The 26,794-nt window shown below is 36.7% G+C and carries 24 protein-coding genes; 8 read left to right on the forward strand and 16 right to left on the reverse strand.

All coding sequences use genetic code 11. The features are described 5' to 3' along the window. Positions 1–26: 26 nt before the first annotated feature. Positions 27–506, reverse strand: coding sequence for a Dps family protein (locus O0931_RS06925; protein ID WP_269414831.1), 480 nt, complete (start codon positions 504–506; stop codon positions 27–29). Positions 507–786: 280 nt separating this feature from the next. Between O0931_RS06925 and O0931_RS06930 the strand changes: the two genes are divergently transcribed. Further along, positions 787–2,316, forward strand: coding sequence for a LysM peptidoglycan-binding domain-containing protein (locus O0931_RS06930; RefSeq protein ID WP_269414832.1), 1,530 nt, complete (start codon positions 787–789; stop codon positions 2,314–2,316). Next, a complete protein-coding gene (locus O0931_RS06935; protein WP_269415433.1) occupies positions 2,309–2,953 on the forward strand; it encodes a uridine kinase family protein in 645 nt (214 codons plus the stop codon). Before O0931_RS06930 ends, O0931_RS06935 begins: the two co-directional genes overlap by 8 nt. Before the next feature lie 26 nt (positions 2,954–2,979). Here O0931_RS06935 and O0931_RS06940 read toward each other — a convergent pair whose 3' ends face one another. The 4 genes from O0931_RS06940 to mutS form a co-directional block, all read right to left on the reverse strand. Then, positions 2,980–3,585, reverse strand: coding sequence for a thioredoxin family protein (locus O0931_RS06940; RefSeq protein ID WP_269414833.1), 606 nt, complete (start codon positions 3,583–3,585; stop codon positions 2,980–2,982). 7 nt (positions 3,586–3,592) lie between these two features. Then, entirely contained in the window at positions 3,593–4,060 is a 468-nt protein-coding gene (locus tag O0931_RS06945) for a TlpA disulfide reductase family protein (RefSeq protein WP_269414834.1), read from the reverse strand. Between the two features lie 141 nt (positions 4,061–4,201). Next, positions 4,202–4,702, reverse strand: a complete 501-nt coding sequence (locus O0931_RS06950) for a C40 family peptidase (RefSeq protein WP_269414835.1) — start codon at positions 4,700–4,702, stop codon at positions 4,202–4,204. A 257-nt stretch (positions 4,703–4,959) separates the two neighbouring features. Continuing rightward, positions 4,960–7,572 (reverse strand): DNA mismatch repair protein MutS, encoded by a 2,613-nt coding sequence (gene mutS, locus O0931_RS06955; protein WP_269414836.1) that lies wholly within the window; start codon positions 7,570–7,572, stop codon positions 4,960–4,962. A gap of 229 nt (positions 7,573–7,801) precedes the next feature. On the opposite strand from mutS, the gene O0931_RS06960 reads away from it, so the two are divergent. Then, positions 7,802–8,116, forward strand: a complete 315-nt coding sequence (locus tag O0931_RS06960; protein ID WP_269414837.1) for an HPF/RaiA family ribosome-associated protein — start codon at positions 7,802–7,804, stop codon at positions 8,114–8,116. Positions 8,117–8,172: 56 nt separating this feature from the next. On the opposite strand, the gene O0931_RS06965 is transcribed toward O0931_RS06960, so the two are convergent. From O0931_RS06965 to O0931_RS06990, 6 genes are all read right to left on the reverse strand, one after another. Continuing rightward, positions 8,173–8,688 carry an RNA-binding protein gene (locus tag O0931_RS06965; protein WP_269414838.1) on the reverse strand — a complete coding sequence of 172 codons (516 nt, stop codon included), beginning with the start codon at positions 8,686–8,688 and terminating at the stop codon, positions 8,173–8,175. 137 nt (positions 8,689–8,825) lie between these two features. Then, positions 8,826–9,065 (reverse strand): hypothetical protein, encoded by a 240-nt coding sequence (locus O0931_RS06970; RefSeq protein ID WP_269414839.1) that lies wholly within the window; start codon positions 9,063–9,065, stop codon positions 8,826–8,828. 57 nt (positions 9,066–9,122) lie between these two features. Next, entirely contained in the window at positions 9,123–9,848 is a 726-nt protein-coding gene (locus O0931_RS06975; protein WP_269414840.1) for a menaquinone biosynthetic enzyme MqnA/MqnD family protein, read from the reverse strand. Between the two features lie 124 nt (positions 9,849–9,972). Further along, positions 9,973–10,596 (reverse strand): histidine phosphatase family protein, encoded by a 624-nt coding sequence (locus O0931_RS06980; protein WP_269414841.1) that lies wholly within the window; start codon positions 10,594–10,596, stop codon positions 9,973–9,975. A gap of 105 nt (positions 10,597–10,701) precedes the next feature. Further along, complete coding sequence (gene mqnE / locus O0931_RS06985) at positions 10,702–11,895, reverse strand: aminofutalosine synthase MqnE (protein ID WP_269415434.1); 1,194 nt, start codon at positions 11,893–11,895, stop codon at positions 10,702–10,704. Between the two features lie 375 nt (positions 11,896–12,270). Beyond that, positions 12,271–12,765 carry a lipocalin family protein gene (locus tag O0931_RS06990; protein ID WP_269414842.1) on the reverse strand — a complete coding sequence of 165 codons (495 nt, stop codon included), beginning with the start codon at positions 12,763–12,765 and terminating at the stop codon, positions 12,271–12,273. A gap of 121 nt (positions 12,766–12,886) precedes the next feature. Here O0931_RS06990 and O0931_RS06995 point away from each other — a divergent pair, with 121 nt between their 5' ends. After that, positions 12,887–14,002, forward strand: coding sequence for a trans-sulfuration enzyme family protein (locus tag O0931_RS06995; protein ID WP_269414843.1), 1,116 nt, complete (start codon positions 12,887–12,889; stop codon positions 14,000–14,002). Between the two features lie 180 nt (positions 14,003–14,182). Here O0931_RS06995 and O0931_RS07000 read toward each other — a convergent pair whose 3' ends face one another. Both O0931_RS07000 and O0931_RS07005 read right to left on the reverse strand, forming a co-directional pair. Then, positions 14,183–16,042, reverse strand: coding sequence for a M1 family metallopeptidase (locus O0931_RS07000; RefSeq protein WP_269414844.1), 1,860 nt, complete (start codon positions 16,040–16,042; stop codon positions 14,183–14,185). Between the two features lie 94 nt (positions 16,043–16,136). Beyond that, positions 16,137–17,084 carry an exonuclease domain-containing protein gene (locus O0931_RS07005; protein WP_269414845.1) on the reverse strand — a complete coding sequence of 316 codons (948 nt, stop codon included), beginning with the start codon at positions 17,082–17,084 and terminating at the stop codon, positions 16,137–16,139. A gap of 180 nt (positions 17,085–17,264) precedes the next feature. Between O0931_RS07005 and O0931_RS07010 the strand changes: the two genes are divergently transcribed. Both O0931_RS07010 and O0931_RS07015 read left to right on the forward strand, forming a co-directional pair. Continuing rightward, a complete protein-coding gene (locus tag O0931_RS07010) occupies positions 17,265–19,238 on the forward strand; it encodes a DUF3858 domain-containing protein (protein ID WP_269414846.1) in 1,974 nt (657 codons plus the stop codon). Continuing rightward, complete coding sequence (locus tag O0931_RS07015) at positions 19,235–21,145, forward strand: DUF3857 domain-containing protein (RefSeq protein ID WP_269414847.1); 1,911 nt, start codon at positions 19,235–19,237, stop codon at positions 21,143–21,145. The genes O0931_RS07010 and O0931_RS07015 overlap by 4 nt, the downstream gene beginning before the upstream one ends. Positions 21,146–21,282: 137 nt before the next feature. Here O0931_RS07015 and O0931_RS07020 read toward each other — a convergent pair whose 3' ends face one another. Further along, positions 21,283–22,743, reverse strand: a complete 1,461-nt coding sequence (locus tag O0931_RS07020; RefSeq protein WP_269414848.1) for an SDR family oxidoreductase — start codon at positions 22,741–22,743, stop codon at positions 21,283–21,285. A gap of 206 nt (positions 22,744–22,949) precedes the next feature. Between O0931_RS07020 and O0931_RS07025 the strand changes: the two genes are divergently transcribed. Beyond that, complete coding sequence (locus O0931_RS07025) at positions 22,950–23,789, forward strand: murein L,D-transpeptidase catalytic domain family protein (protein WP_269414849.1); 840 nt, start codon at positions 22,950–22,952, stop codon at positions 23,787–23,789. A 51-nt stretch (positions 23,790–23,840) separates the two neighbouring features. Here O0931_RS07025 and O0931_RS07030 read toward each other — a convergent pair whose 3' ends face one another. Next, a complete protein-coding gene (locus tag O0931_RS07030) occupies positions 23,841–24,323 on the reverse strand; it encodes a hypothetical protein (RefSeq protein ID WP_269414850.1) in 483 nt (160 codons plus the stop codon). A gap of 70 nt (positions 24,324–24,393) precedes the next feature. Here O0931_RS07030 and O0931_RS07035 point away from each other — a divergent pair, with 70 nt between their 5' ends. Further along, on the forward strand, positions 24,394–26,247 hold the full coding sequence (locus O0931_RS07035) for a DNA topoisomerase 3 (RefSeq protein WP_269414851.1): 1,854 nt from the start codon (positions 24,394–24,396) through the stop codon (positions 26,245–26,247). On the opposite strand, the gene O0931_RS07040 is transcribed toward O0931_RS07035, so the two are convergent. Further along, positions 26,240–26,617: a response regulator gene (locus tag O0931_RS07040; RefSeq protein ID WP_269414852.1), complete on the reverse strand. Its 378-nt coding sequence runs from the start codon at positions 26,615–26,617 to the stop codon at positions 26,240–26,242. The genes O0931_RS07035 and O0931_RS07040 overlap by 8 nt on opposite strands. Between the last annotated feature and the right edge of the window lie 177 nt (positions 26,618–26,794).

The following is a 26,794-nucleotide window of genomic DNA, read 5'->3' on the forward strand; positions in this document are numbered from 1 at the left end:
TACGGCTTTTTACAATAAAAGGATTTTTATTTCTTACCTGCGAATGAGCGTAGCATCCAGGTATTTTTCTCTTTAAACTGCATGAAACGGTTCACCATATCATTAGAACCATCATCACCGGCATTGGCCGTCGCCTCTAAAATTTCTCTTTCGATTTCAATCAGTGTTGCCATATCATCTAGTATCGCATCAACCATATCTAAATCTTTAAGACCAATGGTATCAATTTCCTTAATTTTAGATTCCTTGATATAATCTGCAAATCTGCTATGTGGCGGTTTACCTAATGTTAGTACACGTTCTGCGATTTCATCAATCGTTAATTGGGCATTCGTATATAATTCTTCGAATTTAATGTGTAAAGTGAAGAAATTTTGCCCTTTAATATTCCAATGACAGCCCCTTAATTTTTGATAATGTATGTGATAGTTCGCAAGATAATCGTTTAAAAGATCCACTACAGGCTTAACTTCCTTTTCGTTTAAGCTTATTTCTTTAGCATCCATTTTTATTTTATTTAGAGTTAAATATATGCCATCCTAACAAATTAGAGAAAGAAAAGTTTGCCTTAAAACGACAATTAAACAATACCTTATTTATCTATTCGTTTAATAGTCGTAATTGTATTAATACGAATTACTGCAAGTATTTGTTAATTAATCAAATATGGATTCAACTGTACAAAATTCGTTATGTAAACCATGTCAATTGGCCTGTAAATCTGTATTGGTTTTATAATATTATTCGTATAATTGCTACCCCTGATAAAAATTTAGATAAAAATAAATGTATAAAATAGGTTTAACTGCTGTAGTTCTGTTTGCTTTAAATGTAGCAAGCGCCAAGGCAAATGCAGTAATCGACTCCATCGGAGTGGAAAATAACAACGGCAAGAAATTAATCGTTCATCAAACAGCTGCAAAAGACACATATTATTCCATCGGACGACGGTATAACGTTTCGCCGAAAGAAATTATGGCTTTCAATAACAATAAATATCTTCAAATAGGTGTAGTTATTAAAGTACCGACTAATATCCCTTTTTCTGCTTCTGGAAATACGATTCAACAACCGATAGCCTCAACCGATAATACTTCCGTTAGTGAGCATGTTGTTAAGCCAAAGGATAATTTAAACATGCTTGCGGAAAAATATGGTACAACAGTTAATGAACTGAAGGCTTTAAATAATTTAAAGAGCATTAATTTAAGTATTGGTCAGGTTTTAAAAATACCTGTTAAAAATAGCGAACCTGTACAAACTCAAAAATCAGTTGCTGAAACACAGGCGAAGGAACAGGCTAAACCCGCTGAGCAAACAGTGGAAGCAGCAAATCAGACATTAATAGAACACGCTGTTCAACCTAAAGAGTTTTTGGGTAAAATTGCTGAAAAGTATGGTACTACAGTTGAAGAAATAAAAAAGGTCAATAATTTATCGGGAAACAATCTCCGGATAGGGCAAAAGTTAAAAATCCCTGCGACTAAAAATATTGAAGAGGATAAAGTGCTTACAACAGCAGAAGCGCCTGTAAATTCTACTACAGATGTTAAGGATGCGACTGGTACCTACACGGTAAAAAAAGGCGAAAGCATTTTTACCATAGCGAAACAATATGGCATAACGGCTTATCAAATCAGAAAGCTCAATAATCTTTCCGATAATAATTTATCAACAGGTCAGGTTTTAAAAATCCCTACGGATATTATAACCGAAATCCCAAAAACGACGGAAAAAGTTACGCAGTCGGCCGCTAAAGAAAATCCAAAAGACGAAAGCTTTATTTACACAGTTGAAAACGGTGAATCGATTTTTAACATTGCGAAAAAATTCAATTTAACAGCATATCAGATTAGAACGGCAAATAAGCTGGGTGATAATACCATTACTTCAGGACAGAAACTTATCATTCCGAAACCACCTGAGCCTAAATCGGTTAATGATTTATCAAAACAGCAGCAGGAAGGAAATCCGGATAGTACATCATTTAAAGACCCTAAACTTCGCGGCGCACCCAGCAGGTACGGGTTAAATCAAATCGAAGAAAAAGGAACGGCGGTTTCTATTAATGATGCGGATTTAGATGCAACAAAAATGCTTGTGCTACACCGTACTGCGCCTATTGGTACGATAATAAAATTAACCAACCCAATGACAAATCGTACTGCCTTGGCTAAGGTTGTTGGTAAATTTACAGAGAACGAATCTACAAAAGATGTTATAATTGTAATGACTAAAGCTGTTGCCGACTCATTAGGTGCTTTAGACAAAAGATTTTTTTGCAATTTAACGTACGGTGTGCATGAGCTTGAATAAAAAACCATTTATAATTGGAATTGCGGGAGGAAGCGGTTCAGGTAAAACTTTTTTTCTAAATTGTTTCCTTCATCATTTTAAGCAGGATGAAGTTACACTGGTTTCTCAGGATGATTATTACATTCCTGCAGGCGACATGACCCAGGAAGAAAACAAATTGTATAATTTCGACTTACCATCTACTATTGATAGTCAGCAGTTTTTAAAAGATATTAAACAGCTTCTGGCGGGCGAGGTGGTTTATAAAAAAGAATATAATTTCAATAACCCTTTAGCCATTGTTAAAATTCTCGAAATTAAGTCGGCACCCATTATTATTGTGGAGGGCTTATTCATTCTGCACTTTAAGGAAATTGCAGCATTATTAGATCATATGATTTTTGTTGATGCGGATGAACAGGTTGCATTAGACCGGCGTGTAAAGCGCGATGGCATGGAACGGGGTTATCCTGAAGAAGACGTTCTTTACAAATGGCACAATCATGTTATGCCGGCTTATAAAGAATATCTCTTACCATATAAAGATAGCTGCCATAAAATAGTCGTCAATAATAAAAATGAACCAGACGAAATTATTGCCATTACAGAAGATATTTCTAATAATTTAAGAAATCGCATTCTGATTGATATTGACTAAAAATGTTCGAGGATTTATTCAGCTAATCACCCTTTTTTCCATTTGATGCTGCAACCAACGGCCTTCGTTGATGCAATCACCGGTTTTTTTCCGGCTGACAATTCATTAAGTGCATTTTGGACATAATTTATTTTATCAGGATTTTCGTCTTCAGCATCATTATCAATAGCGCCGATATATTCCACAATATTTCCTTTCTCCGTTTTGCTTAATATAAAAACATGAGGTGTTTTTAGAGCGCCAAACTGTTTGGTTACGATATGATTTGGATCTGATAAATATGGAAAACTGAAATTCTTTTCTTTGGCCAAAGCCTGCATTTTTTCAAAGCTTTCATCAGGAACGGTTCCTGCATCATTTGGATTTATGGCCACAACAGGATAGCCTTTACTTTCATAAGATGCATTTAAGGCCGAAACTCTATCCTGATATGCTTTTGCTACCGGACACGTATTGCAGGTGAAAACCACAATGTATCCTTTAGCATCTTTGTAATCGGCCAGCGAAACTGTTTTATTATCCACATTTTTAAGTGTGAAATCTCTAACCACATCACCAACCTGATAACCCTGGGTTTGCGCGAAGACATGGCTCGAAATCAAAATAAAACCAATTAGAAATAAATTTTTCATGATAATTCTATTTTAAGGTTAATAATGTATTGCTCAATTCTATTTCGGTAAATTCCTTTTCATAAAAACGCCTCACCTTTTTATTTACAAACAAAGTTGCCGGTATTGCGCCCGACCATTTTTTATCAATTCGCTCAATGTATTTTTGCTGATCTGGCTCATTTAAAAGGAAAACTTCAGCTTTAATATTATTTTTCTGTACAAATGGAATGACTTCTTTTTGCAGCTTTGACTTAAAATCTAAACTAACCAATAGCACTTTTACAGGCTTTTTGAGGTTAGCTAATCTTAGTTTTTCAAAATCTGGCAACTCTGCCACACACGGCGAACACCAGGTTGCCCAGAAATTGATAACATAAGTTGTATCTTTTCCTTTAGCGATACGCTTATCTAAATTATCAAGCGTAAGCAACTTCACTTGCGCATTAACCGAATAAGTAATTAAAGATAAGCAGATTATAATAAGTATACGCATAATTTTATAACGAAGATTGAGGGGTTTTAGTTTGAAAATTTTCTTTTACAGTCAGCTAAAGCAGACTGCAATGAAATGGATGCAGCATAAATCTGTACAGTATTCACTGCCGTTGGTTTCAATCAACGGATATCAGGAATATCAATTTACCGAGCCCGATTTTACCAAAACTTTTTGATATGCTGGCAAGTTCAAATCATCAACAATTACACCTCGGTTGGTGCTGGCGTGAACAAAAAAGCCGTTATTCAGGTAAACGCCAACATGGTCAACATCATTTCCTCCGAATGAAAAGAAAACCAAATCACCCTCTTTTAAATTATCGATGCTTTTTTTATTCACAGCTTTGGCCTGGTCACGGGAAATTCGTGGCAGGGTTACGCCGTAGATTTCTTTCTCCAACAAGAATGCAAAACCTGAACAATCAATGCCATTCTTATCTAATCCGCCAAAACGATATTTTACCCCTGTCCAGTCGGTAATAAATTTATAGAGTTGTTTACTTTTCAGGTTTGCCATTGCATCGGCGGCTTTTGATGCTTTAGTTTCCGTTCTGACCGTGTATTTCCTTGTTCCGCAGGAAGATAAGATGAACGTAAAAATTATGACTATCCAGTACTTATACAGCTGTTTCGCTTTCATAACATCTATTTTTTTTGCCACAGATTCACAGATTATTTTATTGTTTTTTGCCACGGAAACACGGAGTACACAGAAAAATTTATCTCCTTGGCAAATTTAATTTATCAATTTGTGGCTAAACCAATTCTTTATCAATCCTTTTATTTCATCTAATGTCCAAAGTTTATCTTGTCAATTTAACGCCACGGAAATATAGAAATCACAAAAACACGTGGTATAAATTTGTATTTCTATGGCAGATCAAATCTGTGGCTAAACTAATTCTTTATCAACCGTTGTATCTCATCCAGTTTCAGCAAAGCTTCTACCGGTGTTAACGCATTTACATCTAAATTATTCAGCGTATCGCGAATTTTAAGTAAAACCGGGTCATCTATGGCAAACATTTGTAACTGATAAGCCTGATTTTGAACTTTTTTGATGCTATCTTTTATACTTTGGCCCTCTGTTCTGTCGATTTCCAGTTTTTTCAAAATCTCGTTAGCCCGACCAATTAATTTTTGAGGCATACCAGCCATTTTAGCCACGTGAATGCCGAAACTATGCTCACTTCCACCAGGCACCAATTTTCTTAAGAAAATAACTTTATTTGTCATTTCCTTAACCGAAACATTGAAGTTTTTGATGCGTGGCATGGTATTCGCCAATTCATTTAACTCATGATAGTGCGTGGCAAACAATGTTTTCGGACGGGAAGTCGGGTGCTGGTGCAGAAACTCAGCTATGGCCCAGGCGATCGAAATACCATCATAGGTGCTCGTTCCGCGACCGATTTCATCCAGCAGAATCAAACTGTTATCCGAAATATTATTTAAAATACTGGCTGTTTCATTCATTTCCACCATGAATGTACTTTCTCCTGATGAAATGTTATCAGAGGCGCCAACACGGGTAAAAATCTTATCAACCAAACCTACATCTGCAGCTTTTGCAGGCACAAAACTGCCCATTTGGGCCATCAGAACAATTAGAGCGGTTTGCCTCAAAATTGCCGATTTACCCGCCATGTTTGGTCCGGTAATCATGATGATTTGTTGCGAATCAGTATCCAGATAAACATCATTTGTGATGTATTCTTGTCCGACAGGCAATTGCTTTTCGATAACGGGATGGCGACCACCTTTAATATCGAGTATTTTATCTTTGTTTACCGTTGGCTTTACGTAATGGTTTTTCTTCGCCAACTGCGCAAAACATAATAAACAATCCAATTGGGCAATTAAAAATGAATTAAGTTGAATGGGTTTGATATAGCCGGCCGTTTCATACATAAGTTCATTATACAATCGGATTTCAATAGCCTGAATTTTTTCTTCCGCGCCTAAAATCTGTTCTTCATATTCTTTAAGCTCGGGTGTAATGTATCGCTCTGCATTCACCAAAGTTTGTTTACGAATCCATCCTTCCGGCACTTTATCCTTGTGTGTATGTGTAACCTCCAGGTAATACCCGAAAACATTATTGAAAGAGATTTTTAAAGATGGAATCCCCGTTGCCTCTGCCTCACGTTTTTGAATCTGCACCAGATAATCTTTACCACCGAAAGCAATTTTACGCAAGCGGTCTAAATCTTCGTCAATGCCATCATTAATGACGTTTCCCTTAATGAGCAATGCCGGCGGTTCAGGCTGAAGTTCCCGCTCAATTCTTTCACGGATGGTTGTACAAGGATTTAACTGGTCGGCAATTTTAATTAGAAATGAATTTTTAGAATTTGCAGCAAGTTTTTTTACAGCTTCGATATGTACTAAGGCTCTTTTCAAAGCGACTAACTCCCTCGGACCAACACGTTGCAAACCAACTTTAGAAATTAATCTTTCTATATCCCCGATTTGCTTTATGTGCGTTAAAAATTCCTGCTGAATCTCTTCATTTTTCACAAAGAAATCGACCATTCCTAACCGTTCTTCAATTGGTTTTAACTCTTTCAATGGCATGATAATCCACTTTTGGAGTAAACGTGCGCCCATCGGCGTGCAGGTATGGTCGAGAATGTCAAATAAAGTTACCGCATTATCATTGGCAGAATTTACCAATTCCAGGTTACGAATCGTAAACCTATCCAACCACATATAGCGGTCTTCCTCAATACGGCTAATCGATGCAATATGCTGTAAATTTCGATGCTCCGTTTCACCCAGATAATGCAAAACCACACCGGCAGCAACGATTCCGCTTTGCAAACGTTCAATGCCAAAACCTTTAAGCGATGTAACGTCAAAATGTTTGGTTAAAGTTTCCTCGGCATAATCTGAAGTGTAGGGCCATTCGTCTAATCCGAAGGTATAAAACCTGTCGCCAAACTGCTCAATAAAAGTCTGGCGTTTAGATTTCTGAAAAATCACTTCCGTAGGCTTAAAACCTTGTAAAAGTTTGTCTATATAATCGCTGTTCCCTTGGGCAATCAAAAATTCTCCGGTTGAAATATCTAAAAAAGAAACGCCAATCTGTGTTTTATCAAAGAAAACTGAGGCCAGGTAATTGTTCGATTTCTGATTGACGATGTTATCGCCATAAGCTACACCTGGTGTAACCAATTCTGTTACACCCCGTTTAACAATTGTTTTAGTTGTTTTTGGATCTTCAAGCTGGTCGCAAATGGCCACACGCTGCCCTGCCCTAACCAGTTTCGATAAATAATTATCTAAAGAATGATGCGGAAAACCTGCCAATTCCAAAGCGCCGCCATTGGGGCCGGTACCTCTTCTGGTTAATACAATACCTAAAATCTGTGCGGTTTTAATGGCATCTTCGCCGAAGGTTTCGTAAAAATCTCCAACCCTAAAAAGTAAAAGTGCACCTGGATACTTCGCTTTAATGGCGTTGTACTGCTGCATTAACGGGGTTTCTTTATTCGTATCTTTAGCCAAAACTGAAATTAATTTGCAAAAGCTATAAAGATAACACGATTACCCATTTTACCGTTGTTTTGTTGAAAAGTTGAAAGATTGTTAGTTTGTTTAATCGGTTATTGTTTGAATCGGTTAATCGATAACATAACAATTAAACAATTCCTACAATTAAACATTTAACCATTATTTCAAAACGTTTCTTGCTCCCGTCTGTTACAATACTATATATAAATTAAAAAATTTTATTATGACGATTCAACTGAATACCGACAAGAACCTAACAATACACCAGGAATACGAAGATAAAATTCAAACGCAAATTACCGACGCCCTGAGCAGGTTCAGCGATTTGATAACCCGATTAGAAGTTCATTTATCGGATGAAAATGGCAGCAAAGATGGTTTGGAAGATAAACGTTGTTTAATTGAGGCAAAAATTACCGGCAAGGAACCTATTGCGGTAACCAACCTCGGAAACAATTATGATTTGGCCATTGCAGGCGCTTTAACAAAATTGAAAAGCAAGTTGGAAACGGTTGCAGGAAAAATGAAAGCACATTAGAATTGAAAAAGGCAATCTGGATAAGGTTGCCTTTCTGTTATTTATTAGATTATAGTTTAACCATCAAAAAACTGATTTTCGCATTCGCCTTTTAAGTACTCAAATCTTGTAGATAAAATTGCATTTACCAGTTTAACATCACTTTTTTCATCTATACTACTTATGTGAATATTTCCATAATGGCAAATGGAGCCGAGCAAACTTTGTTCTTTGTTTGTAAAATGTACATATTGAACTATTCCATTTGTGCTAATTAAATCAGCAAGATGTTTAACAAAAGGAATCAAACTTTCTTTATCTACAACTAAACCTCCAGTAAAATTTTTTCCAATACTTTCATTAGCAAAGTATTCCATACCGCTCTTATAATTTTTATATTTTCCATCGCGAAAACGCCAAGCTAGTTTCTCATCTCCCAAGAATATAAAAGAATCTGAATTTATTTTTCTTAAAATACTAAATAACTCTTTACCTAAAGATTTAAGATGCTTTTTGTAAGTGTTTGACTTTATTGTTAAAATATAACTTTGAAATAAATCGGGATAGAAGTATTCATAATCATCTATATCCACTATATAATTTCGTTGAGGAAATATTTTATATTTCTCGAGGCATTTTTTTCTTTTAATTTGTATAATCATTATCGAAAAACTAAAAAGATTTCTGCAGCATTAACAAAAAAGGTATTGCTTTTTTATAATCGAGTTCTTCAAAAAACACACAAACGATTAAGATTTTTGTAATTATGTTTTATATAACTATCTATTTCCATTTGTTCGCCTTCTATACGTGACGACGCAATGGCTGATACAGAAGTATAAAAGTTAAAAGATTCAGTTAAGATTTCCGCATCCTTTAGTTTTTCAAATTTCTCCTGCAAATCATCATCCACTTGCGAACAATAATCTTCAAGTAATTCAACCGGTATAATTTTCAGTTCATCAAACATTATAGCAAATAGATTTTATGCTAATTTAAGATTAGAATTCATAAAAAGCGATTCGATTTAAAGTTGCTCAATATATTCTAAAAACATATTTAATGCTTTTTTTCTATCCTCTGTTACTTCAAATTGAAGTTTGTTGTACAAATAATCTTCTAAATCGAAATTCTCCGTTTGAGGTAAATCTTGTAAAACTTCTTTTCTATGCGCCAAGCCAAATTTCAGCGCTGCATTAAATTCAGCTTTAAATTCTTGTGAGATTTCTTTGTTTGCCACCCATGCAGCATATATGAAAGGTAATCCGGTAAAGTTTTTCCACTCCTGGCCCATATCATAAGCGAAAGCGAAATCATCTTTTTTACCGAAAGTCCTGTCGCCGATTAACACCATCGCATCTGTTTTTGCAGCAGGATCTGCGGTAAATTCTACTTCCTGCTTCCAATAGAACTTAAGCAATACTTTAGCCAGATTATTCGAAGTTCTGGAATGGGAGTCAAGCCTTAGTGTTTTAATTTCTTCAACCGGAACATCGCTAAAAATAAATACGGAATTTACTGCACCATCGCTACCGATACAATAATCTGCAACAATATTGGCATTTGGCACCAATGGAATTGCTGCCACAGGCATCAAACCCATATCTACCTCACCGCTAATCACTTTAGCAGCACAATCTGAAGGAATATCTAAACTTAAATCTATTTTATTTAAGATGTCCGAATGTTTTAGTCCGTATATAAAAGCTTTGGTGTTGGTGTAAGCAACAGCCGATATTTTTATCTTACTCAAGGTATTTCATTGTTTTACGCTACGCGTTTGGCGTTAAGCCGATTTACTTATTTATTGCGCCATAGGTCTGCTCGCCAACCATAATTGATTCCGTTTCGTGGAGACACAAACCCAGGCATGGTTATTACCCAATCATTAAACCATCCAAATGAACCGCACTATTAAATTCGAGAACGGTAAACTTACCATCTTCAAAACCTATTTTATACAAAACTGTATTCTGGTGAGGAAATTCAGTCATTTCACTTAATGGTTTTCCAAGTAATAAACAAAGGAAAACACGCATTGCCCTGCCATGCATACAAAGTAAAACGGTTTTTTCTTCCGGTCGGGTCGATAAAATTTCCATAGGTTGCTTGAGGCGTTCATAAACATCCTGAACACTTTCGCCACCCTCAAAATGAGCCTTATAATCACCACCTTCCCAACTTTGTAGCATCTCACGAAAAGCCTCTCTCGAATCTTCTGTATTTGGTTTGCCTTCCCAAACGCCCCAGGCCAACTCATCTAAACCCGAAAGCTTTTCCCAGGGTAATCCGGAATCAATAAATTTTTGAACCGTTTGCCAGGTGCGTTTTAATTCAGATGTATAAATTTTATCGAAAGGAATGTTCTTATATTTTTGATAAAAAGCCTCTGCCTGCGCCCTGCCGGTATCATTTAAGTCAGAATTTATGCCTCTGCCCTGTACTATGCCCTGCCTGTTAAGTTCCGTTTCGCCGTGGCGGATAATATAAATTTGCTTCATAATTAAGATTTTCAGGATTAAAGGATTGACATGATTTTATATCCTTAATCCAGACTTTGCTTTAAATTTTTAAGATTAGGCAGATTTATTTGAAATCTTAAAATCCTAGTTGACTACGGGTAATTTATAATAAGCAGGTTTCTTTTCCTCCTCAAAAACAACGTTTTCAAAATCGGTAACGACATTATATAACGTATCGCGTTCTATTGCTTTACGGCCAACCTGTTTAATTAAATTAACCAACTCGCGGGTACTCATTGCAGGTGTTTGTTCTTCAGCGCCTGCCATTGAGTAAATTTTTGTGGTATCATCTAACGTTCCATCGATATCATCAACACCATAGTTTAACGATAACTGAGCCGTTTCGCGACTAATCATAGCCCAGTATGCTTTTATATGGTCGAAATTATCCATGTAAATACGAGCAATTGCGTAATTCCTTAAATCTTCAATTACCGACGATTCTGCAACATTGCTCATTTGATTGTGCTGATTCCGGAATTTCAATGGAATAAAAGTCTGGAAACCACCCGTTCTGTCTTGCAGTTCACGAAGTTTTTCCATATGGTCTACACGGTGCCAGAATTGCTCAATATGACCGTAAAGCATCGTTGCATTACTTCTCATACCCAATTTATGCCATTCTTCGTGTATTGCCAGCCATTGTTCGCCTGTACATTTATCCTTGGCAATCTGTTCCCGAATTTCAGGATGGAAGATTTCTGCGCCGCCACCCGGTATAGATTGCAAGCCGGCATCTTTCATTAATTTCATACCGCTAGCATAATCAATTTTAGCTTTCTTGAAAATGTAATGGTATTCTACAGGGGTCAAAGCTTTAACATGTAAATCAGGGCGATGTGCTCTGATTGCAGTAAATAAAGCGGAATAAAAGGCTACATCGTATTGTGGCAAAACGCCGCCAACAATATGAACTTCTGTTACCGGTTCATCATCATATTTTTTAACTATATCGAGCATTTGCTCCATCGTTAGAGCCCAACCCTCTTCCTTTTGCTTAATTAAGCGGGAATACGAGCAGAATTTGCAGTCGTAAACGCAAAGATTTGTAGGCTCCAAATGGAAATTCCGGTTAAAATAGGTTTTATCGCCATGTTTTTCCTCACGGATAAAATTAGCCAAAATGCCCAGATAACCTAATTCCGCATGTTCGTAAAGGTAAACGCCCTCATCGAAAGTAATACGTTCTTTATGAAGGACTTTATGCGCTATGTTTTGTAGTTCAGTTGATAATGAAGTATCAGCTAATATTTTTTCAACTTGCTCAGTTGCATTCATTCCTGATTTATTTTGAACAAAAATACGATATTGAGGCGATTTGAAAATCATTTTCTTGTAACAAACGATTAGTTTGCCGCAGATTCGCAGATTTTTATTAAAGAATTAATTAATCCTACACAGACCCAAATTTTATTTTTAACAATTGCCACGGAAGCACCGAAATCACCGAAAGTTATTCTTTAAATTCCGTGTCAATCCATGTTTCTGCGGCAAATAATTACTGTGAATCTTTGGCTAAAAATATAAAACCAAAAGCTATGGTTATTATTCTATTGAATAAAATTAATCTACGGCAACTTGATTAGCCGGAATAAAAAAAGCACCTCCTTTCAGAAGTGCTTTCATGATATGTTTTTCAAAGGTATTTAGCTATTAATTCACAGCCGGAGAAAATGTTAACACGATATTCGCTGTTTTTCCTCCAAACTCAATTGGCGATTTTAAAACCATATTGCCTTTAGAAAGTTGACTTAACACTAAACGGTAACCTTCAGTTACGTTTTTCGCTTTATCGCCTTCATAAATTTTCTTGAATTGGAAGGTCTCATCAGCTGGTGTAGCCGACCAGAAAATTGTTTGCATTACTTCACCGCAGGTGCTTGAGGCTGGCAAAGTATAAGAACCATTTCCGCTATTGGTTAATTTCCATGTACTGCCCTGGAAACATTTATAAGATTTCTCGCCGAATAAGCCCTGAACCGCCTGATCAGGCAAGCCTTCTAAAGTTACATTGTTTAAAATCCAGGTACCGGTTACGGTACCTCTGCCACCATTAATACCGGTAGCCGCATTTTTAGTTGTTGAACAGCTTTGTAACATTACTAAAGTAGAACATGCTATTACAATAGCTATAAATAATCTTTTCATTTTCTTTAATTTAAATTTCGGGAAACTGATTACATAAATCTTGCCAAAACGATTACGAAGCTTAAATTAGCGGCAAATTATTAAATTGCATTTCAATTAATCTGCAAAAAATCAAATTATTATGAAACCCGAAACCCTTGCTATCCACGCTTCTAATCTTGTTAAAAATGCGACCGGAGATGTTACGCCTCCAATAAATTTATCAACAACTTTTTTTCGCGATGAACAAGGTGGCTATCCCGGCGGACACATGTATAGCCGTGTGAGTAACCCAAACCGGTCAGCTTTAGAAAATACTGTAGCGCAGTTAGAATTCGGGGAAGACGCTGCAGCTTTTGCCTCCGGAAATAATTGCGGTATGAGTTTGTTTCAGGCTTTAAAGCCGGGAAGTCATATTATTGCACCAGATGATATGTACTGGGGGATAAAAAAACAGTTGCTGACTATTTTTAACGAAATCCTGGAATTTGATTTTATCGACCAAACAGATTTAAACCTGATTCAATCGAGCATAAAACAGAATACGGCATTAATCTGGATTGAAACGCCATCAAACCCATTATTAAAAGTTACAGATATTGAAGAAATTTCCAAAATTGCAAAATCACATCATATTACCTTAGCTTGCGACAGTACTTTTGCCTCTCCTATTCTACAGAATCCGATTTTATTGGGTGCAGATATCGTTATGCACAGCAGTACAAAGTACCTTGGTGGCCATAGCGATATTTTAGGCGGCATCTTAGTAACTGCTAAAAAAGATGAACTTTGGGATAAAATCAAAAACATTCAGCAAACCGGCGGTGCAGTACCATCGCCATTCGATTGTTTCTTACTTTGCAGAAGCATAAAAACATTGGCTTACCGTATGAAAGGTCATTGCGAGAACGGGAAAAAAGTTGCACAATACCTGGTAAATCATCCAAAGGTTGAGGCTGTTTTTTACCCCGGATTGGCAACACATCCTCAGCATGAAATTGCTAAAAAACAAATGAAAGATTTTGGCGGGATGATGTCGTTTCTGGTTAAAGGCGATGTGAATGTTACAAGCAAAGTGGTCAATAAAGTAAGGTTATTTGCGCAGGCAACCAGTTTAGGCGGCGTGGAGAGTTTAATCGAACACCGTTATTCGGTTGAAGGGCCAGATAGTAAAACACCGAAAAACCTGTTACGAATTTCTGTGGGTTTAGAACATGTTGATGATATTATTGCTGATTTGGAACAAGCATTAACATAAATTCAAGTTATTTGCTGCAGATTCGCAGATTATTTTTTACCACCTAAGGCACTTCAGAATAAAACATAAGTTAAACAGCACATTTTCTTAGGTTAACTAAGGTCCTAAGGTGGTGAATAAAAAACAAATTCTACCAAAGTATGCCATCAAGAATGCTTCGTACAAAGTATTACGACTCAATTAATTCAATGAAAAAGTATTATCAGATTTTACTTTATCAGGTGTATGCGGGTTGCCCATAATAACCTTAGTTAACTTTTTAGTTGTCTTAACATCGATTGTAACCTGCTTATTGCCTTTTTCCCAAACACCAATGCTGCTGTGGTTTTTTTCTGTAGAACCATCATCATACGTTAGCGTTAAATCAATCGGCAAAGCTTTGGTGCCTTTGTTTTCGATAACAATTGCGTAACCCGTATCTGTTTTGGTTGCGGATTTAATTGCCAAATCAACAACACCACCTTCAAAAAACCAGGTTTTCCAGAACCAGTTTAAATCTTTGCCGCTTCCCTGATTCATACTGTAAAAGAAATCGTAGGGCATAGGGTGTTTGCCATTCCAGTTTTTAATATAAGTATGTAATGCTTTGGTGAATAATTCATCGCCCAGGTAATCCTTAACAAATAAATAGGCCAGGCCTGGTTTTGGGTAGGAGTTTGTAAAAGAGCCGGAACCTTTTAAATCAGGTGTTAAAGTCATGATTGGTGTATCATCTTTACCACCTGAACTCGAAGCTGTTGGCTGAATGCCATATTCATCCACAATTGTAGAATCGATCATTGGCGAAATCAACCATTCGCCTATTGTAGCCCATCCTTCGTCCATCCAACCATATTTGGTTTCGTTAATGCCCATATAAAATGGAAACATGGTATGAAAAATTTCATGATCGGTTAAAGTAATTGCATCTTCGCGTTTATCAACCGGGTTATCATTCACCATCATCGGGTATTCCATCTGGTCGAGTCCATCGAAAACCGTTTCATGATTGTAAGGATAAGGCCATTTCGGAAATTTATAACTCATTGCATCCACCGTTTTCCGGGCAAAATCAATTACTTCGTAATAATCCTTATGCTTTGGATTAAAAACAGCATCCACCCGGGTACGTCTTTTTGTTGAAGGATCGACAATTAAACTGGAAGATTTCCATAAATAGTGATCACTTAAAGCAAAAACAAAATCGGTAACATTTTTAGCTTCAAACTTAAATGTATTGAAAGCATTAGGCTGCGTTACTTTTTTTGCAGCGAGGTCAGTTGCTGTAATTACATCAATAACTGCATCATTTTTTTCGGCCGAAAACATTCTCGAAACAATTTCTCTCTGAAAAACATCCGAAGCATTTTTTAAGTCGCCCGTTGCCCAAACGCCATAACCGCCCGGAACAGTAACTTCTGCATTAAAATTATCGAAATCGTTATAAAACTCTTCTGCGCCTGTATAAGGATATTTATTCCAGCCATCAACATCATCATAAACGGCAATTCTTGGGAAGAAATAGGCAACGAAATGTGAACCCTCGTCTACTTGTCCGGTACGCATGTGCGAACCTTTATTTAAGATATAATTGTAGGTAATTGCAAATTTTATGGTCTTGCCAGGCAAAACAGCAGGAATTTTAACGGTCATATTGGTACCGTCGATATTAAAATCCGTTATCGTTTTACCGTTTGCAGCAAGTTTTTCAATTGCTACACCTTCATTTAAATCGGCTTCTGCAAACCGTGCTTTTCTGGGTGTTCCTTTTTTATATAAATTCGGATAAAGCTTAAACCAGATTTCCTTTAAAGTATCAGGGCTATTATTCCTGTAAACAACATCAACAGTACCTTTTAACAATCGGCTAACCGGATTGAAATCGACCTTCAAATTATAATCGGAACTGTTTTGCCAGTACTTTTTACCGGGTTTTCCATCCGTACTTCTGGTTCCTTTTTGGTAGGTATTCTGAAAAACAGGTTCAACCGGAAGTTGTACCTGAGCATTTGCGTATACCGACGAAATCAGGAAAATGCACAATATTGTTAAAAATTTCATATAATTATTAAATCAAAGGGAGTAGATTTCATTGTCAGTTTTCCATCTGCGCGCTAACCATTCAGCAATCAAAATTCATCTTTGGTCTTTTGGCTTATTTTCCAAATTTCATTTTTAACTGCTCCAGCATATCTGTGTTTATAGGCTGTGCAGGTTTTTCATCAACTTTGGGTTTGTTGTAGTGTGGTTTATTTGCGGGCGCAGGATTTTGGGGTTTTGGCGGCCTGTTTTCATTTTTCTTTGCATTAAATTTTGCCCATTCCTCATCCAATTTCTTTTTTGTGTAGAGCGGAAAATCACCTTGCTTCATCCAGGCGTAATAGCTTGGTTCGACACTAAATACTTGCGCAGTGGTTTTGCCTTTATGTTTTCCGAAGTTAAAACAAACTTCATTTTTATCGTTATAAACCAATCTTCCGGCAAAATCTACCGGTTTATTAATATTAGTAAAAATATGCAGGGCGTCTACATCATTTACTACAGGTTTACTCTTAACACCCTGCTTATCTTCAAATTCTTTATCCTGGTACATATCCAGCTGACCAAGCAATACTTTATAGGTTGCAATAACATCCGCTTCTGCAGCATGGGCATTTACCAAATCATCATTGCAATAAAATTTATAAGCTGCTTTTAAGGTACGCTGTTCCATCTGGTGGAAAATATTCTGCACATCAACAAATTTTCGTTCATTCATGTCAAAATCAACTTCCGCCCTTAAAAACTCTTCCAGCAACATCGGGATATCAAACTTATTTGAGTTGTAACCGGCTAAATCACTTTCGCCTATAAATTCAGCAATATCCTTAGCAAGTTCCTTAAAGGTAGGTTCGTTGGCAATATCCTCATCATATATTCCGTGAATTAAAGATGTTTGCAGCGGAATAGGCATTTCAGGATTTACACGCCAGCTTTTAATGATTTCTGTGCCATCAGGCATGGCTTTTAAGATGGCTATTTCTACAATCCTGTCGGCACCAACGTTTATACCGGTTGCTTCCAGATCAAAAAAAGCTAAGGGGCGTTTTAAATTTAATTTCATTATTTAATGATGAGATTGAGATATCTAATTTTGAATATCGTAAATATTTCTTTCCTCAAAAGTGCTAAAAAGGATTGGTTACTTCTGTAAAATATGTGTGCAAATTTTAAAATTTAATTCCCGATTTATTTCTGAATATAGCGGCGTAAATTTAAATTGCGTCAAATTAACCAAACTCTAATGAAAAAAATTTTATTGCTTTTTATCCTGTCCTTTTCCCTTGCAACCAGTTATGCTCAAAACTTCAATTTCGGGGCAATTACACTTGACGATGTAGAATTCGACAGGAACAAAATAGACAGCAATGCAAATGCAGTAGTATTAAAAGAGTTTGGAACAGCTTCCATTCAACTCAATGATTCGAAGGGTATTACCGAATTGATCTTTGAATACCATGTAAAAATTAAAATCTACAATAAAGAAGGTTATAAACAGGCCAATATCATCATCCCGACTTATAAAGACGGTACGCGTGAAGAATTAATAAGTACCATCAGGGCTTCGACATTTAATTATGAAAATGGCAGGTTCGTAGAATCTGTGATGGATAAAAAAGCGATTTTTACCGAAAACAGGTCTAAATACACCGTTTTAACCAAATTTACTTTACCAAATATTAAAGACGGCTCGATAATAGAATATAGCTACCGACTTGAATCGCCTAACCTTTTCAATTTTAAAAAATGGGAATTCCAGAGCGATATTCCTAAAGTTTATAGCGAATACCTGGTTTATGTTCCGGCAATGTATAATTACAATGTTTCATTACGGGGATTTTATAAATTAAGTGATACGAAAAGTGAAGTTGCCAAAGAATGTATGCGCATCAGCGGTACACCTATAGATTGTTCAAAGATCTGGTATATCATGAAAAACATTCCTGCATTTATTGAGGAAGATTACATGACGGCTGCAAGCAACTTTAAATCTGCTATTTACTTTGAATTATCAGAACAGCAAATGTTAAGTGGCGGCAATCAGAAATATACTAAAACCTGGAAAGACATCGATTACGAACTAACCAGCGAGAAAAGCCTGGGTAGCCAAATGAAAAGAAAAGATTTATTTAAGGATGTAATGCCTGCAATCCTTAAAAATTCTACTGATGATTTGAGCAAGGCCAAAGCCATTTATGAATATATAAAAAAGCAGATAAAATGGAATAACTATTATGGTAAATACAGTGAAGATAATATTAAAAAAGCACTGGATATGCATTCAGGCAACGTTGCTGATGTAAACCTGAGTTTAATTTCTGCCTTATCGGCTGCAAATCTTGATGCAGAAGCAGTTATATTATCTACCCGTGATAATGGCGTAGTTAATAAATTATACCCGGTAATGAGTGATTTTAATTACCTGATCGCAAAGGTTAATATAAACGGCACAAGTTACCTGCTCGATGCCACTGAACCGTTGGCTCCGTTTGGCTTGTTGCCTTTAAGGTGTGTAAATGATCAGGGCAGGGTGATTAACTTAAAAAAACCATCCTATTGGATAGATATGGTTGCCGGTCGTAAAACATCAACAAGTTACATTATGCAAGGTAAACTGGGTATTGATGGAAAAATAAAAGGAACAATTATAACACATAGCACTGGTTATGCGGCACTGACTAAGCGTAAGGAAATAAAAAAATACAATTCTCCTGATGAATATGTAGAAAAATTGGATGATCGTTTAGCTAAAATCAAAATCCTGAAACAAGAAATCCAAAATATTGATAGTGTAGAAAACGCATTAACAGAAACTTACGAGGTCGAGTTTTCGCCTGTTGCCAATGCAACTGAAGGTGATTTATATTTCAATCCATTTTTTATAAATCCGGTAACAAAAAATCCTTTTAATCTTAATGTAAGAACATATCCTGTCGATTTAGGCGCTGCTTCAGATGAACGTGTAACAATCAATATTGCTTTACCAGGCAAATATACAATCAACGAAAAGCCAAAAGATTTAGCCATCGGATTACCAAATGCCGGTGGAAAATACGTCTTGAAAACGCTTGTTGAAGATGATGTTTTTTCTTTCAGCCAGATTTTACAATTTAATAAAGCCATTTATGAGGCAGAAGAGTACCCTTACTTAAAGGAATTTTACAGTAAAATCATTCAGAATGAGAAAGCAGATGTTTCACTAAAACAGACTAAATGATGAAATCAACAACGATTTTTTTTAGTCTGTTATTCTTTGCAATTACCGCTTTTTCACAGGATAACTACGATGCAGATTTAATCCCTTCCAATTTAAAAAACCGGGCGAATGCGACCATCAGAAATGAGGAAACAACAGTTGATATGCGCGCACCCGACAACGTTATTTTAAATGTAAAAAAGGCGGTAACCGTATTGAATAAAAATGGCGAAGAGAAAGCCCGGCTGGTTTTGTTTTACGATAAAAGTACCTTAATAAAAAGCATAAAGGGCGAAGTTTATAATGCTGCAGGTATCTTAACCAAAAAGTTTAATCAGGGTAATTTCAGTGATGAAAGCGCGGCTGATGGCTTTTCACTCTTCGTTGATGACCGCGTTAAACATTATTTACCTTCAGAAAATGTATATCCCTACACAGTTGTTTACAATTATGAAATCAGGTATAAACAAAATTTAATCATTCCCGAATGGATTCCTCAGCCCGCTGATGATATTTCTGTTGAAAAAGGCAGTTACACTTTTATCTGCAAACCAAGTGATGAACTTCGTATTAAAACACAAAATTTTCAAGGTAAGCCGGAAGAAACCATAAATGACAAGCAAAAGGTAATGGTTTGGAAAATAAACAACCTGTTTGCTGTTAAACCTGAGCCTTTTAGTCCTGACAGGGCAACTTACCAGACAGCTGTAAAAATAGCGGCGAAAGATTTCATTTATTACGACCATAAGGGGCGTTATAAAAACTGGCAGGAATTGGGAAAATGGAATTATGAAGATTTGTTAAAAAACAGGAAAACCTTGCCACCAACAACGATTCAAACCATAACTGGATTGGTTGCGGCTGAAAAAACAGATAAAGATAAGGCCAGAAAAATTTATGAATACATGCAGAAGAAGACCAGATACATCAGCGTTCAGGTTGGCATTGGCGGTTTTCAGCCTGCAAGCGCAGCCGAGGTTGATATGCTCGGTTACGGCGATTGTAAAGCGCTGGTTAATTACACGCAAAGTCTTCTTGATGTTGCCGGAATTGAATCTTATTACTGTGTTGTTGAAGCCGGCAGTAAAAAAGTGAGTTTCGACCCCGGCTTTGCCGACATGATACAGGGAAACCACGTCATTTTATGCATGCCTTTAAAAGGCGATACCACCTGGCTGGAATGTACCGACCAGAAAATTCCATTTGGGTTCTTAAGTACATTTACCGACGACAGAATAGTTTTAGCTTGTACTAAAGATGGCGGGAAGTTATTGAAGACGCCTAAACTAACTGCGGCTGATAACTTTCAGATTCGCAGTGCAAATTTAAATATCCTGGCAAACGGTGATGTATCCGGAAAAATGACAACCACATTCGCGGGTTCACAATATGATGATAACGAGGAAATTATCGACAAGCCACTTACCGAACAGAAAAAACTGTTATCGGGTATTTATGATATAGATAATATTTATTTTAACACCATAAATTACAATCAAAAGAAAAGCCTTAACCCTGAAGTAACGGAAAACTTAAGCCTGGATATCCCCCATTACGCAGGTTTAAACAACAACAAATTGTTTTTAAAAGTAAATGCATTTAACGTGCAGCCTAACATTCCTGAAGTAAGAAACAGAACAAAGCCGGTGTACATCAGCCGTGGTTCTACTGATGAAGATACTATTATCTATAATCTTCCCGAAACGATACAAACGAACTTGTTGCCCGATAGTGATAAAAGCTTAAAAACCATATTCGGTGAATATACCTGTAAAACGGTACTCGAAGGCAAAAAACTAACCTATCACAGAAAACTGGTTATAAACGACGGCACATTTCCGCCGGAAAGCTATTCAGACTTTTATAATTTTATAAATGAAGTAAATACAGCCGATAATTTAAAACTCATATTCAGCTTAAAAAAATAATCCCAAGCGTAATGCCGACTATCATAATTAAATACATGAGAATTTCTGTTGAGGCAAATCTTTTGTATTTAGTCCAGAAAGAATAATCATTGTCTTTGTCAGGCATTATAAATTATTTAAGCAGCAAAAGTAAGGATTTAAGCCAGCTTATTATCAGTAGGTTTATATGTTGTAATTTGTTTAGCCATGCCTTTAAACAATACAATATGAAAAGGCCACATGGCATACCAGTATAAGCGCCCCCATAAACCCTTTGGTCTGAAAGTAGCAATTTGGGATAGAAATGCTTGATTATGAAATTCAATCAATTTTAGTTCTAACCAGGCTTCGCCGGGCACTTTCATTTCTGCATACAGGAGCAGTCTTTTATTTTTTTTATCTGCAAGTAAAACCCTCCAGAAATCTAAAACATCGCCGGCCTGTATATCCACATTGCTGGTTCGCCCTCTTCTGGTTCCTACGCCGCCAAATAGTTTATCTAAAAATCCTCTGAACTGCCAGAGCCAATCCATATAATACCAACCCCTGTTGCCGCCAATGCTCCATATATTCTCAAAAACTTCTTCCGCTTTACGTTCGAATGGCATCTTTACTTTATATTCTAAAGTTCCGTTTTGTGGTACTTTTATCTGGTCCATAAAATTGGAACTAAGGTAGCCCCTGTTTAAAGCATCCTTCCAACTGGAAACGATAGAATTCTGATCTATTTTTTCAAACGCCAAATGCAGCGATTCGGCATAGGTTAAGCATTTTCTCGGAACAACATCCTGTATCCTGTTATCTTTACAAATTACTTCGTTTTTCATACTATCAACCAGGCTTCTGGCTAATGCATATGGTACTGGCGTAATCATATTCAGCCATAAAGAAGATAACCTGGGTGTTAATACCGGAATTGTAAAAATCCATCTTTTCAAACCTCGTTCTTTCGCATAGCCCATCATCATTTCACGATAGGTAAGAATGTCGGGTCCGCCGATATCAAAGGTTTGGTTATAAGCTTTTTCATGGTGGAGCACACCGGTTAAATATGCCAGTACATCCCGTATTCCGATCGGCTGGCATTTAGTCTTCACCCATTTAGGGGTAATCATAACCGGAATTTTTTCTGTCAAATCCCTTATGATTTCGAAAGATGCACTGCCTGAACCAATAATTATTGCGGCTCTTAAAATAGTGCAGGCGACACCTGAAGATTTCAATTCGTCTTCAACCGCTAACCTCGAACCCAGGTGTTTCGATAAATGTTCATCGTTAGCAATTCCGGTTAAGTAAATAATTTGACTGCATCTGGTCTTTTTTATTGCAGATGAAAAATTTGATGAAGATTTTCTCTCCATTTCATCAAATTCAGAACCACTTGATGACATGGAGTGGACCAGGTAATAGGCAGCATCTATATCATCAGGAATCTCTGAAAGACTGTCTTCATCCAATAAATCGCCACTTACGATAGTAACCTGTTCACTTAAATCAGACTGATTTGCAAAACGTCTTTTATCGCGGACTAAACAAACCACTTCGTGCTTTTCTTCCAGTAATAATGGTAACAATCTAGTACCAATATACCCGTTTGCGCCTGTTAATAATATTTTCATTTTCAATCCTGTGTTAAATTAACAGTTTGAGCAGCTAATTGTTATTTCTTTTAAAAATTTGTCAGCCAAATCGTATTCTCTAAAGCTATAAAACATCCAAGGAGGTCATATCAATGTCAAAGACCTGTCTGATAAGCATCCGGTATGATAATATTTGAATTGATTATACGTATAAGTGTTTCATAATCAAACACAAATATTCCCGGATGAGTAAAAAAGGTATGGGCATTGTTGTGTCTCTTTTATTGGGCATCAGCATTGTTGGAACGAGTTGGAAAGCGGCGGAGCAACCACAGAATGAACAAAAATCAGTTAAACAATTTAACAGTTTATCGGGCGATAGCCTTTACAACAATTACATTTTAAACCTTTATCATCAGGCTCGTTTAGATTCAGCCGGTCTGAATATTTTTGTGTTCGAAAAAGCACTTACCGGCTTTTACAATATTAAATCTCTTGGTTTATTGCATACAAAATCCATTTTAACAATTGCCGATTTTGACCAGGAGAGCTGCAAAAAACGGCTTTATATTATCGATATTAATAAGAAAGAATTAATATTAAATACGTGGGTTGCTCACGGACAAAACAGCGGAGGGGATAAACCCTCTTATTTTTCGAATGCTAAAAACTCCAATACAAGCAGCCTGGGTTTTTATTTAACGGGAGAAGTTTACTTTGGCAAGCATGGCCGTTCTTTAAAACTCGACGGTATGGATAATGGTTTCAATAATAATGCCCGCGAACGTTCGATTGTTGTACACGGTGCAGATTATGTTTGCCAGGAAAGTATTAATCAATTAGGAAGATTAGGGAGAAGCCAGGGCTGCCCCGCAGTTTCATCTAAACTGGCTAATCAGGTCATTAACACCATTTCTGATAAAACCGTTTTGTTCATTAATAGCTCATCTCAGTACTACACATCAACTTATTTAAATGAAACGCTGGCTGCCAGTGAGGCCTTAAATCAGCAGGAAGTATTGGCTTCGAATATGGATTGGCTAACCACATTCAACAATTTGTCATCCGATAGCTATAGGATGTGAGGAGGAACGACGGGGCAATCTTTCCTGCTATGACATTAATTTTAACCAAAATCAGTTTTTCAGGTTCTTATTACTGATATTTTTGGGCAGAAATAAAGAAATGATTTGCTCAAAATGCGAAAGAAAATCCCAGACCCACCTGTTGCTATCGAATTTCTTTTCGCCGCAATCGATTATTTCGGCCCGCTCAATTCCCTTTTGAAGCAGATTTTGAACCCATTTAATTTTCAAATGTCTTTTTATCAGCAGTCCGAAATAATCACTGTAAACATGAGCCCATATTTCGACCATTAATGAACTTTCAGAAATCATTAAGGTTTTATTAACCTCTTTTTGATAATCAATTTTAATGAATTTAGCGAGTTCTAAAGTTCTTAACCTGATGTTATTATCAAGGTAACACCATAGACCCTTATCGCTGTAAACACGAATTAAACCTTCATCGAGGCGAACTTTAATTTCACAGTTTCTTAATTCGTAAACTTTATCCATTTTCCGGGTAAACTTACGAAGTCTTAAATAAATTCGCATCATTAGACTTCGTATGTTTTAGGAATGGAAAATAATTTTAATCATCTTTGAGGCCTAAAAGCTAAACTTATTAATGAAGATTGTAATTGCAGAAAAGCCATCTGTTGGTCGCGAGCTTGCCAAAGTTTTCGGCGCTACCACCAGAAAAGACGGATATATTGAGGGAAAAGGCTATTCTTTTACCTGGGCATTCGGGCATTTATTACAATTGGCACCACCCCAGGATTACGGCTTTATCGGCTGGAGGAAACAACATTTACCCATGCTGCCGGCAAAATTTAAACTGGCCGTGAGAAAGATAAAAACCAAAGATGGATTTGTAGAAGATCCGGCCGTTCGGAAACAACTGGATACCATTAAAAAACTCTTTGATGATGCGACAGAAATTATCGTTGCAACGGATGCCGGGCGTGAAGGTGAGCTTATTTTCAGGTATATTTATTACTACCTGAAATGCAAAAAACCATTTAAACGATTGTGGATTTCCTCACAAACGGATGAAGCCATTAAAGATGGTTTCCGGAATTTAAAACCGGGTACCGATTACGATACACTTTTTAATTCTGCACATTGCCGCTCTGAGTCTGACTGGCTGGTCGGAATGAATGCGACACAGGCATTGAGCATATCTGCCGGTAACAGAACTGTGCTATCCCTTGGACGTGTACAAACACCTACCCTCGCAATGATTTGCGCCCGTTTTCTGGAAATCAAGAATTTTGTGCCTCAAACGTATTTTCAAATCAGTATTCAGCTTATAAAGGATGAACAGACTTTTAAAGCAATTTCTGCAAATAATTATACCAATAAGGAAGAAGCCGAAGCCATTTTTAAACTTGTTGAAGATGTTGCCGCTGGTTTTCCAAATGGCGGAAACATTACGGCGGTAGAAGCTAAACCCCGAAAAGAACCGCCACCACTTTTACATGATTTAAGTTCTTTACAACAGGAGGCAAATAAGAAAAAGGGTTATACAGCCGATCAGACCTTAAATATTCTTCAGAACCTCTATGAAAGTAAATTGGTTTCCTACCCTCGTACCGGAAGCCGGTACATTGGTGATGATGTTTTTGCCGGCGTACCGGCATTAATTGAAAAATTTACGAATCATCCAGATTTTGGAAAACAGGCACAGTTTTTACAAACCATAAGTTTAAATAAAAGAAGTGTTAATGCTAAAAAAGTAACCGATCACCATGCAGTTTTACCGACAGGCGAAGAAGCATATGGCTTAAGTCCGGATAAACAAGCTGTGTACGATATGGTTGTTGGCAGAATGATAGAAGCCTTTCACCAGGAGTGCATAAAAGAAATAACAAAAATTACCATTGAATCTTCAACTACTTTTACGGCCAATGGAACTGTAATCCGTTCAGCAGGATGGCGTGCTGTTTTTAATGAAAAGGAAGACGACAAAAAAGAAGAAGATAATATTGCCTTACCTAAGGTGGCTGCAGGGGAGCAATTGCCCATTGTTGAAAAAGCTTTATTAGAAAAGCAAACCAAACCGAAGGCCATGTATAATGAGGCGTCTTTATTAAAAGCCCTGGAAACATCTGGAAAAGAAATTGAAGACGAGGAATTGCGCTATGCAATGAAAGACAGTGGTTTAGGAACACCCGCAACGAGGGCATCGATTATTGAGACACTAATTACAAGGGAATATATCAGCAGGGAAAAACGTAATCTTGTACCAACAAATAAAGGCCTGGCCGTTTACGAAGTTGTTAAGGATAAACAAATTGCCCAGGCTGAACTAACAGGGCAATGGGAAAAACGTTTGGAAGAAATCAGAACAGGCGCATCTGTTAAAGATTTTAAGGCTGAAATAACGGAATATACTAAGACAATTACCAACGAATTATTAATTGCCGGCGCAACGATATCTGCTAAGCTGGAAGCAGCTAAGCCAGAAAAAGTTAATTAAAATAGGTTTCAAAAAACACTTTGGTATACCAATTTATATTTTCATCTTTTTTGATAAATCCGAATGCACCGGCTTTTGTATATAAGGGTTCAAGGGTTTCTTTATCATTCCCGCTGAACATAACAACATTTAAATCCGGGTATTTTTGCTTTATTTCTGCGACAGTTTGCGGCGTATTATCGCCGGCTGGCATATTGATATCCAGCAATAATAAGTCAAAATTTTCCTCATCAAGCACCTTGTATGTTTCTTCAAGATTTTCAGTTTGCATCACCACGGGATTAACCAGGTATTTCAGTAAGATACTACGCATCAGCGACTTCATTAACTCGCTGTCGTCAGCAATTAAAATTTTAAGATGCTTTTTCATTGCCTTGGTTAGATTGGATATCTTTTAATTTTTGCTTTTTAAAGCAGTCCACTCCCAATCGCAAAATTCATAATTATTTCACCACATCATAAACGTGATTTTTATAACACAGATGAAGTTTACCGATGGGATGATTAATCAAAAATAACATTTTAATCGGGTCAAAACATACATTTG

It is taken from the genome of Pedobacter rhodius, assembly GCF_027213645.1.
GTDB classification, from domain to species: Bacteria; Bacteroidota; Bacteroidia; order Sphingobacteriales; family Sphingobacteriaceae; genus Pedobacter; species Pedobacter rhodius.